The sequence below is a fragment of the Halosubterraneus shenae genome, assembly GCF_050510935.1.
GTDB lineage: Archaea > Halobacteriota > Halobacteria > Halobacteriales > Haloferacaceae > JBDGPU01.
In genome coordinates this window covers 490,190-503,092 of sequence record NZ_JBNLVO010000003.1, presented here as the reverse complement: position 1 = coordinate 503,092, position 12,903 = coordinate 490,190, and the positions used below count along the sequence as shown (strand labels likewise).

Genomic DNA, 12,903 nt, shown 5'->3' with positions numbered 1-12,903 from the left:
CGACCTCGGCCGCTACTGCTTTTAAACTGAACGCTCGGGCGCGGAGGTGGGACACTCGACAGCGACCGAACGCCTCGACAGGTCTCGGCTGGTCGTAGCCCCTCCGCTGCGGAAGCGCCGCGCGAGCGACGGTCTCGGCGCCTCGCGCTTCGCCGCGGGCCTCGCGGTCGACGAACGAGCGACCGGAGGGAACGAGCCGGGTGGGGAGCAGAGCGGGCGGCACACTGATCGACGGCTGTGACCTTCCAGAGACCCTGAGTGGCGTCGTCGGCGACGATAGCCGACGTTATTTATAAAAGCGGACGTTGCAGGTGGCGTCTCGCTCGCTCCATCCAGTTTTCCCTCTCCCCGCACAGCGGTTCCACACAAGTATCGCGGGGTTCGAAATATTACAAACAAAGCTTAAGATTACGCACTCGGAAACGAGCCGTATGTACGACGAGGAGGAGCTCGCCGAGATACGCGAGGCCCGGGACGAGTGGGAGTCGGAGACGCTCGATCCCGTCCTCGAAAAGCACGGCGAGCGGAAGGACCGGTTCGCCACGGTCTCGAATCTCGAAGTCGACCGCATCTACGGCCCGAACGACGTCGACGACCTCGACTACGGCGAGGACCTGGGCTTCCCGGGCGAGGAACCGTACACGCGGGGCGTCTACCCGACGATGTACCGCGGGCGCACCTGGACGATGCGCCAGTTCGCCGGGTTCGGCACGGCGGAGGAGACGAACGAGCGGTTCCACTACCTCATCGAGAACGGGCAGACCGGCCTCTCGACCGCCTTCGACATGCCCTCGCTGATGGGCCTCGACTCCGACGACCCGATGTCCATCGGCGAAGTCGGCAAGGAGGGCGTCGCCGTCGACACCCTTCGCGACATGGAGGTGCTGTTCGACGGCATCGACGTCGGCGAGGTGTCGACCTCGTTCACGATCAACCCGAGCGCGCCGGTCATCTACGCGATGTACATCGCGCTGGCCGACCAGCAGGGCGTCCCCCGCGACGAGGTGCGCGGGACCCTCCAGAACGACATGCTGAAGGAGTTCATCGCACAGAAGGAGTGGGTGATCCCCCCGGAGCCGTCCCTCGATCTCGTCACGGACACGATCGAGTACGCCTCAAAGGAGACGCCGGCGTTCAAACCCATCTCGATCTCGGGGTACCACATCCGCGAGGCGGGGTCCACGGCGATCCAGGAGCTCGCGTTCACGCTGGCGGACGGCTTCGCGTACGTCGAGGACTGTCTCGACCGCGGGCTCGACGTCGACGACTTCGCGCCGCAGCTCTCCTTCTTCTTCAACTCGCACAACTCCATCTTCGAGGAGGTCGCGAAGTTCCGCGCTGCGCGTCGGATCTACGCCCGGGTCATGGACGACTGGTACGACGCCGAGAAGGACGCCTCGAAGCAGCTGAAGTTCCACACCCAGACCGCCGGCCAGTCGCTGACCGCCCAGCAGCCAATGAACAACATCGTCCGGGTGACGATCCAGGCGCTCGCCGGCGTCCTCGGCGGCACGCAGAGCCTCCACACCAACTCCTACGACGAGGCGCTCGCGCTCCCGAGCGAGCAGGCGGTCCGCGTCTCCCTGCGGACCCAGCAGATCATCGCGGAGGAGTCCGGAGCCGCCGACATCGTCGACCCCCTCGGCGGCTCCTTCGCCGTCGAGAGCCTCACGGAGGAGACGGAAGAGCAGGCCATGGAGTACATCGAGGAGATCCGCGAGATGGGCGACGGCTCCGTCCGCGACGGCGTCCTGAAGGGGATCGAGGAGGGCTACTTCCACCGCGAGATCCAGGAGGCCTCCTACGAGTACCAGGAGCGCGTCGACGAGGGCGACGAGACGGTCGTCGGCGTCAACAAGTACGAGATCGAGGAGGACACGAAGCCCGAGCTGCTCCACGTCGACGAGACGACCCGCGAGCGGCAGCTCGCCCGCCTCGAATCCGTCAAGGAGGACCGCGACGACGAGGAGATCGAGGCGACGCTGAGCGCGCTGGCCGACGCCATCGAGAGCGACGAGAACGTGATGCCGTACATCGTCGACGCCGTGAAGGCCTACGCGACGATGGGCGAGATCATGGAAGTGTTCGAGCGCGAGCACGGCCAGTACCGCGAGAAGATCGGCCTGGCCTGAACAATCGGTAGTCGACCGAAACCGAGCGGAACCACACGGAACTCTCCTCAGTCGTCGTCGAGCGGCGTTCCGTCCGCTCGCTTCGCGCCTTCGGAGTCGAAGACGACGACGTCGGCGTCGGTACCCTCCGCGGCCGTCGGGTCGTAGTTCTCGCGGACGCCGATCGCCTCCTCGATCTCCCGGATCGCGCGCCGTTTGAGCGCGGCGGCCAGCTCCACGGCCTCGTCGCGGTCGATGTCGCGTCCGAGCCCCTCACACTCGTGGGCGCGGACCATGCCCTGCTCGTCGACCGCCTCGCCCATCGGCTGGCTCGTGCCGCCGAGCGCGACGCTGAAGGGGTACGTTTGACAGATGAGCGGTCGCGAGTCGTGGACCGTGCAGGCGCCCTGGCCGTCCTCCTCGGCGTAGAAGGTGCAGTCGCCGCAGGCGTCGGTCTGGAGCGCCCATTCGAACGTCTCGCCCTCGAGGCCGCCGTCCGTCTCATCGAGACCGTACGGCATCGGGCGCGCGATATCACGCCAGTCGTAGTCCGCCTCGAGCGAGTCAGTGCCTTCGTCGCGGAGCTCGCGGACCTCGTCGGGGAACACGGTCGCCGTGTGCGGTTCCGGCTTGGGGGCGTCCCCCGCGTCGACGGACTCCTCTCGGTCGTCGCCGTCGCCGTCGTCGCCGTCTTCCGAGCTCTCCGCGCCGCCACCGTGACAGCCGTCCGACTCGGCCTCGGGGTCGTATCCCTTACAGCAGGCTCCACAGCGCGTGCACTCGAAGCCGATCGACTCGATCGCGTCTGCCAGGTCCGCGACGTCGAGGTCGCGGGCGCGCTCGAGCTCGGCTTCCAGCGGTTCCATAGCGATCCTTCACACGCCGGCGGCTTAACGTCGTCTATCGGAACGATGGCGGCCTGGAACTCCCAACCCGGACCCACAGCCCGGAACCCCAGCCCGGACACGGAACCCGCAACCCCCGTCCGGACCCTCCGGGCCCCCAGCCCGAAGGAGCAAAGAGGGTCCACACCCTACGATCGCGCAGTGAAGGAGTACGAACGGAAACAGCTCCTCGAGCGCGTGGAGCGGGAGGCCGCGACGGTCGGCGCGTCGATCCCGGACGAGATCGACGTGCAGGGCGAGGAGATCGAGCTCCAGACGTTCGTCTTCGAGATCAAGCGACGCGACACGATCCCGCCGGGCGAGCGCGAGCGCGTCGAGCAGGCGAAGCGCAATCTGCGCCGGGAGCGAATCGAGCGACTCGAACCGATCGAGGAGAACGAGGTCAGCTACGAGGAGGGCGAGGAGCTGGCGGACGCGATCATCGGCATCGACCGCGCGCTGAACGCGCTCGAACAGCTGAACGCCCCGGACCTCGAGCAGGAGGCCCGGCGGCAGGAGCAAGCCGACACCAAACGCTGGATGAACTTCCTGAAGCAGGCGCTGGGACAGGAGGACGTCAGCAGCGGATCGCGGCCGGGCATGTGACGGTCCTCCCCCGTGCTTCCGGGCGCGCCAGCTCTCTGCCCGTCATCTCTCTATAAAGAGAAACGCCGTCTCGAGTCGACAGCGCGCCGAGACCCGGTAGCTCTCGCCTCGTAGTCGGTGAACGGCCGCGCGGCCGACGGCTGCCGACCCGGATCAGATCCCCTTGCCCATCAGGTGGCTTCGGAGGACGTCCGGTGTCTTCAGCCCGGCCTCGGTGTTCACGAGTACGACGGTGTCGTCGTCGTCGAACCAGTCGTCCTGGGCCAGCGCCCAGGCGCCGGCCGGGGCCGCACCGCCGGCCGCTCCCATCTCCAGCACCTCGTTCTGCGCGACAGCGACCGCGCTCTCGAGGACGTCGTCGTCGTCGACCGTGACGCCCGTCCCGCCCGAGTCGCGAACCGCGTCGATGGCGCGCTCGCCGCCGGCCGGCTCCGGGATCTCCAGCTCGCCACAGATGGTGTCCGGATGCTCGACGGGCTCGGGGGAGACGAGATCGTTCTCCAGCGCGCCCGCGATCGGGGCACAGCCAGTCGGCTGCGCGGCGACGAGCTTTGGCGTCTCCTCGAGGACGCCGAGCTCCTCGAGCTCGCGGAAGCCCTTCGCGACGCCGACGACCACCTCGCCGGTACTCGTCGGGACGACGACCGCGTCCGGGGCCGCCCAGTCGAGCGCCGCAGCGACCTCGAACGCGAGTGTCTTCGCGCCTTCGTGTCGATACGGCGTCGCGAACGCGCCGAGGTCGGTGTACGCGGTCGCGAGTCGCTCCTCGACTGCGGCCGCGGCGTCCGGGAACCGTCCGCCGACGACCTGCATCTCCCCGCCGTGGACGTTCGTCATGGCCTTGTTCGAGAACGCGCAGCGCGAGGGGACGAACGCGTAGGAGCGCAGGTCCGCCCGACCGGCGTAGGCCGCCATCGACTGCCCGGCGTTGCCCGGGCTCGCGCACGCGAGCGGTTCGACGTCGACCTCGGCGCCGTCGCTCCCTTCGCTGGTCTCCACTTCGCCGTCGCCGACGCCCCCGGCCCGCGCGACGGTCCCGGAAACGGCCACGGCGAAGCCGCGGTCGAGGACCGTCCCGGTCGGGTTCCGTGCCTCGTCCTTGATGAGCACCGAGTCGACGCCGAGCTCGTCGGCGAGTCGGTCGGCGTCGACGAGGGGCGTGCCGCCCTCGCGGGCGCTGATCGCGTCGGCCTCGTCGAACGGGAGGAGCGCGTCGAACGCCCAGATCCCCGCCGGAGAACTCGCGTCGGTCAGGTCGTCGACGTCGACCGACCCGTAGTCGTACACCGGATCGGTCGCGCCGCCACAGTCCGGACACGTGCCCGCGATCGACGCGTCGTGGACCGTGCCGCAGTCCGTACACTCCAGTCCGCGGAACGCCGCCGTCGTCTTCATGCACGCAGGTTTCCGCGCCGGCGACTAAGCACTTCCCTCTCGGCCGAGACGGGACGGGACGGGACAGGACGGGACGGACTCACCTCGCAAGAGCTCGCGGAACTCCCCTAACGGCGGGAACGCGAGGGCTTCCGACGCGTCCCCGTCGTAGACGATCGGCCGGAACACGTCCGCGTCGGTGACCAGCGGCGACTGGAACTCCTTCGAGCGCATCCCGTTGACCACGACCCCGGGTGCGAGCCGGGAGAACGCCGGGAGCATCACGACGTCAGCCCCGCGATACGCTCCGGGCCCGAAGAGCACGCAGGGTTGCCGGACGCCCTCGATCTCGATCGTCGGATGGTCGTGTCCCACGACGTATCGGTCCGCGTCCCTCGCCGGCGACTCGTGACCGTGGCAAACGACCGTTCCGCCGGCGGTCGACGCGTCGTCCCCCTGTTCGACGGCGTACTTCTCGTGTACGTCCTCGCTCCGGAGGTCGTTCAGGGTGCCGTCGTGGTTGCCGGCGACGAAGACGGGGTCGGCGCCGCGCTCCCGACAGGTCGCCGCCAGCTCGCGGAGTCTCCTGACGCTCGCCGCCGATGCGGCTCCGTGCGCATGCAGGGTGTCGCCCGCGAAGACGACGCTTTCCGGCTGAAAGTGGTCGAGGTGTCCCCGCAGTCGCTCCCGGAGGTCCGACTGCTCCCCGAGCGGTAGCTCGACGTTCGACGACTCGTCCCGGCCGACGTGGAGGTCGGCGACAACGAGGGTGTCGGCGTCGTCGACGTAGAGCGCCCGGCCCCGGAGCGAGAGTCCGTTCACGGCGACGCCCATCCCGCCATCAGTGGGTCAATCACAGTGGTTCCGTGCCGTCGCATACGCTTCCCTGACGCGTTTGAACTCGGCTTCGTCGCCACCCTGGTCGGGGTGTACCTCCTTCACTCGCCCCCGATACGCTCGCTTCACCTCGTCGACGTCGGCGGATCTCGAGAGGTCCAGCACGTCGAACGCGGCCGCGACCGGGTCCGCCGGCGCCGGTTCGACCGGGTCCGGCTCCGGAACCTCGAACGGGAGTCGCCGGCCCAGGCCGGCCGTCGTGAGCTCGTGCTCACAGAGGACGACGCGCGTCGCCGTCGCTTCCAGCCGGAAGAACGCCTTCACGTCGAACGTGAGCGCGACGTCCCGCGCCGGCAGATAGAAGGCGACCGCCACGCCGTCGACCGTCGCCCGCTCCGCGTACGGTTCGTCGATCCGCTGGAGATACCGCCGGATCTGGGCGTGTCGACGCGACTCGCCGTCGACTCGGTCGGCTCGCTCCTGCCGGGCTGCCGGGAGGATCCGGTCGCCGAGGACGAAAACGGCTACGACGACGAGCGTTGCGAGGAGCCCCATCACCACCCCCGCAGCCAGCCACGGCGGCAGTGGACTTGCGATGTCGACGACCACGGGCGTACTACGGGTCGCTGGCGTAAGAACGTCCTGTTACCCACGGAGCGACGAGGGTGGTCCGACCGCGGCGTGCCGGCGGACCATCCGAAAACGATAGAATCGGCCAGGAAGCAGTCGCGACGACGAGCGGCCCGGTCGAAAGCTACCGATCAGATCAGGCCTTCCTTCTTCAGCCCGGCGATGATGTCGTCCGCGAGCTGCTCCGGCGTATCGTACGGGAACTCCTGGTGGTCACCGAGCTTCGCCGCCAGCTCCATCGCGGTGAAGCTGTGGTTCTCCGCCTCGAACGTCGTCGACGGACCGTCGGGCAGCGCGGGGACGAGGTCCATCTGGTTCTCGACCGGGAAATCTGCGCCTTCGAAAGCCTCGATAAACTGCGCACGGAGTCCGGATTCAACGTCGGTCATACACCTGTCCTCCCACACAGCGGGCAAAAGGATTGCGGTACTCCAGTAAACTCGTCTCGGGTTGTAGATTTATCCCGGATCCGGATCCTTCGTCGTTAAGCCGCCGGCGACGAGACATGCGCGTATGTCGTTCGACTTCGACTTTCCGCTGCTGCAGGAACTGACCGAAACGAGTGGCGTCCCCGGCTACGAGGACCGGGTTCGGGACGTCGTTCGGAGGGAATTCGAGGACAGCGTCGACGAGGTCCGCTCGGACGCGATGGGCAACGTCGTCGGCACTATCGAGGGCGACAGCGACTACTCGGTCGCCGTCGCGGCGCACATGGACGAGATCGGGTTCATGGTGCGGCACGTCACCGACGAGGGCTTCGTCCAGGTCGACGCCCTCGGCGGGTGGGATGCCCGCGTGCTCCGCGCACAGCGCGTGACGATCCACGCTGACGACGGCGACGTCACCGGCGTCATCGGCTCCGTCCCGCCGCACACGCTCACCGAGGAACAGCGCGAGAAGGACGACGAGGTAAAAGACGTCGCTATCGACCTCGGTCGCGACGCCGAGGAGGTCGAGGAGCTCGTCTCGGTCGGCGACCTCGTGACGCTGGAGCAGACGACCGAGAAGATGGGTGACAGCGTCACCGGCAAGGCGCTCGACGACCGCGTCTGCCTCTTCACGATGCTGGAAGCGGCCCGCGAGATCGAGAATCCCGAGGTGACGATCCACTTCTGTGCGACGGTCCAGGAGGAGGTCGGCCTCCGCGGCGCCCAGGCGCTCGGCGTCGACGTCGACCCGGACCTGGCGGTCGCACTCGACGTCACGGTTGCCAACGACGTGCCCCAGATCGAGGACGAGGCCGACGCAGTCACCGATCTCGGCGACGGAACAGCGATCAAGCTCAAGGACTCCTCCGTCATCACGAACCCGAAGGTCCACAGGCGGATCCGCGAGGTCGCTGAAACCGAGGACATCGAGCACCAGATCGAGGTCCTCCCCGCCGGTGGCACGGATACGGCGGGCTTCCAGAACACGAACGGCGCGAAGCCGGTCGGCGCCATCTCGATCCCAACGCGATACCTCCACACGGTCACGGAGACCGCCCGCGGCGAGGACGTCGAAGCGACGATCGACCTGCTCACCGCGTTCCTGGAGTCGGAAACCGGCGAGCACGACTACACGCTGTAGCCGAGTACGACTACACGCTGTAGCCGAGCACGACCACCACTGTAGACGGACAAGCGGCTACGCACGGCCGTGAACGACGGGCCAGCCCTCCCGTCGCGGTGTGTCCGCGCTCGCTAGCTAACAGGCGGGCTTCGCAGTCCCCCGACCGATCACCGCGCTCCCGCCTCGTCGAATCGGGGGTTGCTGTTCAGATCACGGGCCGGGTTGGCCGCGTTCTCCGTGATAAACGTCCGGGCGGGAGGCCAGGCAATCCGGGGGTCTATTTATAAGGCGTCCCCGAGATCCGCGAGAGAGACCGTCTCCGCGTCCACGTCGTCGACGGCCGAGACCGACTCCTTGAACCCGGATCCGGTCGCGACGCAGACGACGGCCTCGTCGCTGCTAATCTCGTCGGCCGCGACCAGCTTTCGCGCGCCCGCCACCGAGGTCGCCGACGATGCCTCCACGGTCAGTCCGGCGTCGCCCGCGAGTCGCCGCTTCGCGTGGAGGATCGCTTCGTCGTCGACGGCGACGACGCCGCCGCCGGTTTCACGAGCACCGTGCAGGGCCCGCGTCCCGCTCGGCGGGTCGGGATTTGCGATCGAGTACGCGACGGTTTCGCCCTTCTCGACGCGCTCGACCGACTCCAGCCCCCGCTCGTCGGCCTCGGCGATCGGTGCGCACGCAGCTGCTTGTACCAGATACAGGCGAGGCACCTCGCTCGGCGCCAGCAACCCGGCCGTCTCCAGCTCCAGCAGCGTCTTGTAGGCGCCGCTGGCGTGGCCGCCGGAGGAGACCGGCAGGACGAGGGCGTCAGGCACGTCGCCCGCGCGGTCGCGATGCTGGACGAGCGCCTCCAGGGCCGTCGTCTTCTGGCCCGCCACGCGCTCGGGACTGTCGGAGTTGACGAAGCGAACGCCGCGTTCGCGGCCGATCTCGAGCGCGTCGTAGTAGAGCTGGCCGTAGTCGCCGTCGACGCGAACGATCCGCGGGTCGTAGCGCGCGATGTTCCGGAGGCGTTCGTCGGAGATGTCCGCGGGGACGCAGACGACGCAGTCGAGGCCCGCGGCCGTCGCCCCCGCCGCCGTCGACATCGCCATGTTCCCGTGGGAGACAGTGCCGACGGCGTCGTCGCCGGCCTCGCGCGCGACCTCGATGCCGACGGCCGTGCCGCGGTCCTTGAACGAGCCGGTCGGGTTCAGGCCCTCGTCTTTCACGCTGACCGCCGCGCCGACGTACTCGTCGAGCGTCGGCGTCCGGACCAGCGGTGTCCCGCCGCTCGCCGTCCCGATGCCGGCGTCCGGCGGGTCAGCGGGCAGGAGTTCCGCGGCGGCCCAGGTGCCCGCATCGAGGTCGGTCGGCCAGTCGAAGCCGCTCGCATCCGTCTCGTACCACCGGGGTTCGCCGCAGTCACAGCGCGGCGCGGCGGGCGTCGCGACCGTCGTCCCGCAGGCGTAACAGGTGAGCCGCTCGGTCATTGTCGGAAGCGAGTGGCCCGCGGGAAAAACAGTACTGATGGCGACCGATCCGGGAGTTCCGGCGCTACGCCTCGTCGACCTCGAGGTCCAGCCGGAGATACTCGTCTGTGTGCTCGACCACCTGTTCGGGCGCGATCGCGAGACCGTCGACCTCCGGCGGTGAGAGCGCGGCCTCCATGCGCGAGGCGAGCCCGGTGTCGGACTTCAGCGTCGCGTAGCCGTCCTCGATGCCAGTGACCCGGCCGATGTCCACGCCGTGCGTGTCGACGACCGGCATCCCAACGACGTCCTGACCGAAGTGCTGCATGTCCCCTTCTGCGCCCGGGGGGCCAAAATGTGCTGTGGCCGTCCGGGTCGAATCGCCCTCGTCCAACCGCGGTCGCGAGTCTTCGCCACATCGCCTGCCTTTTTGAGTCGTTACCGCAAAGGCCGGGCCATGCGCAACGCCAAGATCGTCTGTACGCTCGGACCCGCGTCGGACGACAGGGAGACGATTAGCGCGCTGGCCGACGCCGGCATGTCGGTCGCGCGACTCAACGCCAGCCACGGGACGACGGCCCACCGCCGGGACGTCATCGAGCGCGTCCGCGCCGTCGACAGCGACGTCGACGACCCGCTCGCGGTGATGGTCGACCTCCAGGGGCCGGAGATCCGGACGGCGGAGATCGACGAGCCGATCCACCTCGACGCGGGCAGCGAGGTACTGTTCGTCGAGGGCGACACCGCGACGCCCGCGGAAGTCGGGCTCTCCCACTCGATCGAGAGCGTCGAACCGGGCGACAGAATACTCCTCGACGACGGCCGCATCGAGGCGACCGTCGAGCGCGTCCGCGACGACGGCACCGTCGTCGCCACCGTCGACTCCGGCGGCGAACTGGGGTCGCGGAAGGGAGTCAACCTCCCCGGCGTGGCCGTCGACGTCGACCTGATCACCGAAAGCGACGAGGCCGAGCTCAAGCTCGCGGCCGAGGCGAACGCGGACTTCGTCGCCGCGTCGTTCGTCCGCGACGCCGAGGACGTGTACCGCATCGCGGACCGCCTGGAGGCTCACGGCGGCGAGGATATCCCTCTCATCGCGAAGATCGAACGCGCCGGGGCCGTGGAGAGCCTCGATGGCATCGTCGACGCCGCCGACGGCGTGATGGTCGCCCGCGGCGATCTCGGCGTGGAGTGCCCGCTGGAGGACGTGCCGGTCATTCAAAAGCGCATCATCCGGACCTGCGTCGACGAGGGCGTCCCGGTGATCACGGCGACGGAGATGCTTGACTCGATGGTTCACTCCCGGCGCCCGACGCGTGCGGAGGCCTCCGACGTCGCGAACGCGGTCCTCGACGGCACCGATGCGGTCATGCTCTCCGGGGAAACGGCCGTCGGCGACCATCCGGTCACCGTCGTCGAGACGATGGACCGGATCGTCTCGGAGATCGAGGCCAGCGACGAGTACGCGGAGACGCGCGAGCAACGGATCCCGAGCGCGGCCGAGGGGTCGCGCACGGAGGCGCTCGCGCGGTCGGCCCGGTACCTCGCTCGCGACGTCGACGCGGCCGCGGTCGTCGCCGTCTCGGAATCCGGCTTCACCGCCCGCAAGACCGCGATGTTCCGGCCGTCGGTCCCGGTCGTCGCCACCACGCCGAACGACCGCGTCCGCCGGCAGCTCGCGCTCTCGTGGGGTGTTCGCCCGAAGTACACCGGCTACGCGGAGGACATCGAGCGCGTCATGGACGACGCCGTCGACGCCGCCATCGACGTCGGCGCCGCCGAGTCCGGCGACACCCTCGTCGTCCTCTCCGGGATGTTGACCGGGCTTGAGGGGACGAACACCACGAACACGCTCAAGGTCCACGTCGCGGCGGAGGCCATCGCGGCCGGGACCGCGGTCGTGGACGGCCGCTCCGCGGGCCCGGTCGCGCAGCGTGGCGGCGCGCGCGGTGGTGGCGGCGGTGGCGGTGTGGGTGGCGGCGGTGACGGTGTGGCCGGCAGTAGCGGTGGTGAAAGCCCGGACGTCGATTGCGACGACCTCCCCGACGGCGCTATCCTCGTGCTGCCGACGGGGTTCGACGCGGAGTTCGTCGGCGACGTCTCGCGGATCGGGGGCATCGTCGCCGCGGAGTCGGGGATGACTGGCTACCCAGCCGTCATCGCCCGCGAACTCGGCGTTCCGATGATATCGGGCGTCTCGCTCCCGGGAACGGTCACGGATGGCGACACCGTCACCGTCGACGGGGAACGTGGCGTCGTGTACGACGGCGACGTCGTCGGCAGCGCGCAGCGACCGTAATCGACCCCTGCTCCCGCCAGCCCTTTATCAGTCAAGCGACTACGGCGGGACATGAGTCGCGCGAACCAGCCGGATCCCGACGCGGGCGACGACGAGGTCGCGGCGTCCGCCGACGCGAGCGAGTCGAACGAGGACGAGCAGTGGAAGTTCAGTCTCGACGAGGTGGGGCCCGACGGGATAGTCGAGGAGACGAGCCCGGGCGGCGGGCCGATCGAACCCGAGAGCGTGAACCCCGAACACGCCGTGTTCGTCGCGCTCGGCGTCGCGGTCGCGGTCGGTGCAGTGTTGACGATCTTCCTCTAGTCACGGGCGTTCGACCGCCGTAATACGGCCGCACTTCTTCGGGTGCTTCCCGGGCCACAACTTAATCCGGTAGCATCCCAAGGTTCGGGCATGGAGTTGCTGTTACAGCTGGACCTGGTCGGCCCCGAGACGCTGCCGCTGCTATTGCTCGCGGCCGGGCTGCTGCTGGCGGTGGCGGAGGCGATCGCGCCCGGTGCCAACTTCATCGTCGTCGGCATCGCCCTGCTCGGCGCCGGCCTCGTCGGGCTGGCGCTCGGCCCGCTGGCGAGTCCGTTCGTCCTCGGCCTGCTGGTCCTCCTCTTCGGCGGCCTCGCGTTCTACGGCTACCACGAGCTGGATATCTACGGCGGGAAGGGACAGCCCCAGACCCGCGACAGCAGCTCGCTCAAGGGGAAAACCGGCCGCGTGACCGAGACCGTGACCCCGACGGGCGGCGAGGTCAAGATCGCCGGTGCCGGCTTCAACCCGTACTACACCGCCCATTCGCACGACGAGACCATCGAGGAGGGGGAGGAGGTACTCGTCGTCGACCCCGGCGGCGGCAACGTCGTCACGGTGACGCCGCTCGGCGCCGTCGAGGACGACATCGACCGCGAACTCGCCGCCGAACGCGCTCGGCAGGCGGAGAGTGACGACGGCGAGACCCCACAGAGAGAGGCCAGCGAGGAGCAGGTTCGAGAGCGGGAGCGCGAATCCGACCACGCCTGATCCGTCGTGGCTGGCGGGGCGGTGCTCTCGTGGTCGTTCCGTTCGTCGAGCGCTCTTCTCCGGTTGCCTGAGGGTCCTCGCGAGCGACATCTCTCGGGGCACCTCGAAACGCCCAGCCGCTGGCGGTCGCATTTATAAATAGGGTG

13 protein-coding genes are annotated in these 12,903 nt (G+C 68.9%); 6 read left to right on the top strand and 7 right to left on the bottom strand.

Features of this window, described 5'->3' with window-relative positions; all coding sequences use genetic code 11:
- The first annotated feature begins 431 nt into the window (after window positions 1-431).
- Window positions 432-2,132 carry an acyl-CoA mutase large subunit family protein gene (locus tag ACQE3M_RS08810; RefSeq protein ID WP_430505224.1) on the top strand — a complete coding sequence of 567 codons (1,701 nt, stop codon included), beginning with the start codon at window positions 432-434 and terminating at the stop codon, window positions 2,130-2,132.
- Window positions 2,133-2,179: 47 nt separating this feature from the next.
- On the opposite strand, the gene ACQE3M_RS08805 is transcribed toward ACQE3M_RS08810, so the two are convergent.
- Window positions 2,180-2,977 (bottom strand): YkgJ family cysteine cluster protein, encoded by a 798-nt coding sequence (locus ACQE3M_RS08805; protein ID WP_430505223.1) that lies wholly within the window; start codon window positions 2,975-2,977, stop codon window positions 2,180-2,182.
- A gap of 180 nt (window positions 2,978-3,157) precedes the next feature.
- On the opposite strand from ACQE3M_RS08805, the gene ACQE3M_RS08800 reads away from it, so the two are divergent.
- Window positions 3,158-3,601, top strand: coding sequence for a DUF5788 family protein (locus tag ACQE3M_RS08800; protein ID WP_430505222.1), 444 nt, complete (start codon window positions 3,158-3,160; stop codon window positions 3,599-3,601).
- 153 nt (window positions 3,602-3,754) lie between these two features.
- Here ACQE3M_RS08800 and ACQE3M_RS08795 read toward each other — a convergent pair whose 3' ends face one another.
- The 4 genes from ACQE3M_RS08795 to ACQE3M_RS08780 all read right to left on the bottom strand — a co-directional run bounded on the left by ACQE3M_RS08795 (window position 3,755) and on the right by ACQE3M_RS08780 (window position 6,831).
- Window positions 3,755-4,996, bottom strand: a complete 1,242-nt coding sequence (locus tag ACQE3M_RS08795) for a threonine synthase (protein WP_430505221.1) — start codon at window positions 4,994-4,996, stop codon at window positions 3,755-3,757.
- Window positions 4,997-5,020: 24 nt separating this feature from the next.
- The gene (locus ACQE3M_RS08790) at window positions 5,021-5,797 is read right to left on the bottom strand and encodes a metallophosphoesterase (protein WP_430505220.1); all 777 of its coding nucleotides are present in this window, start codon (window positions 5,795-5,797) and stop codon (window positions 5,021-5,023) included.
- A gap of 27 nt (window positions 5,798-5,824) precedes the next feature.
- Window positions 5,825-6,421: a J domain-containing protein gene (locus ACQE3M_RS08785; RefSeq protein ID WP_430505219.1), complete on the bottom strand. Its 597-nt coding sequence runs from the start codon at window positions 6,419-6,421 to the stop codon at window positions 5,825-5,827.
- A 152-nt stretch (window positions 6,422-6,573) separates the two neighbouring features.
- Window positions 6,574-6,831 (bottom strand): MTH865 family protein, encoded by a 258-nt coding sequence (locus ACQE3M_RS08780; RefSeq protein WP_430505218.1) that lies wholly within the window; start codon window positions 6,829-6,831, stop codon window positions 6,574-6,576.
- Between the two features lie 124 nt (window positions 6,832-6,955).
- On the opposite strand from ACQE3M_RS08780, the gene ACQE3M_RS08775 reads away from it, so the two are divergent.
- On the top strand, window positions 6,956-8,011 hold the full coding sequence (locus ACQE3M_RS08775; RefSeq protein ID WP_430505217.1) for a M42 family metallopeptidase: 1,056 nt from the start codon (window positions 6,956-6,958) through the stop codon (window positions 8,009-8,011).
- A gap of 263 nt (window positions 8,012-8,274) precedes the next feature.
- Here ACQE3M_RS08775 and ACQE3M_RS08770 read toward each other — a convergent pair whose 3' ends face one another.
- Together ACQE3M_RS08770 and ACQE3M_RS08765 are read right to left on the bottom strand one after the other, a co-directional pair.
- The gene (locus tag ACQE3M_RS08770) at window positions 8,275-9,468 is read right to left on the bottom strand and encodes a threonine synthase (RefSeq protein WP_430505216.1); all 1,194 of its coding nucleotides are present in this window, start codon (window positions 9,466-9,468) and stop codon (window positions 8,275-8,277) included.
- 64 nt (window positions 9,469-9,532) lie between these two features.
- Window positions 9,533-9,775 carry a hypothetical protein gene (locus tag ACQE3M_RS08765; RefSeq protein WP_430505215.1) on the bottom strand — a complete coding sequence of 81 codons (243 nt, stop codon included), beginning with the start codon at window positions 9,773-9,775 and terminating at the stop codon, window positions 9,533-9,535.
- 129 nt (window positions 9,776-9,904) lie between these two features.
- Between ACQE3M_RS08765 and pyk the strand changes: the two genes are divergently transcribed.
- The 3 genes from pyk to ACQE3M_RS08750 all read left to right on the top strand — a co-directional run bounded on the left by pyk (window position 9,905) and on the right by ACQE3M_RS08750 (window position 12,757).
- Window positions 9,905-11,746 carry a pyruvate kinase gene (gene pyk, locus ACQE3M_RS08760; RefSeq protein ID WP_430505214.1) on the top strand — a complete coding sequence of 614 codons (1,842 nt, stop codon included), beginning with the start codon at window positions 9,905-9,907 and terminating at the stop codon, window positions 11,744-11,746.
- A gap of 51 nt (window positions 11,747-11,797) precedes the next feature.
- Window positions 11,798-12,049 carry a DUF7312 domain-containing protein gene (locus ACQE3M_RS08755; protein ID WP_430505213.1) on the top strand — a complete coding sequence of 84 codons (252 nt, stop codon included), beginning with the start codon at window positions 11,798-11,800 and terminating at the stop codon, window positions 12,047-12,049.
- Between the two features lie 90 nt (window positions 12,050-12,139).
- A complete protein-coding gene (locus ACQE3M_RS08750; RefSeq protein WP_430505212.1) occupies window positions 12,140-12,757 on the top strand; it encodes an NfeD family protein in 618 nt (205 codons plus the stop codon).
- Window positions 12,758-12,903 lie beyond the last annotated feature (146 nt).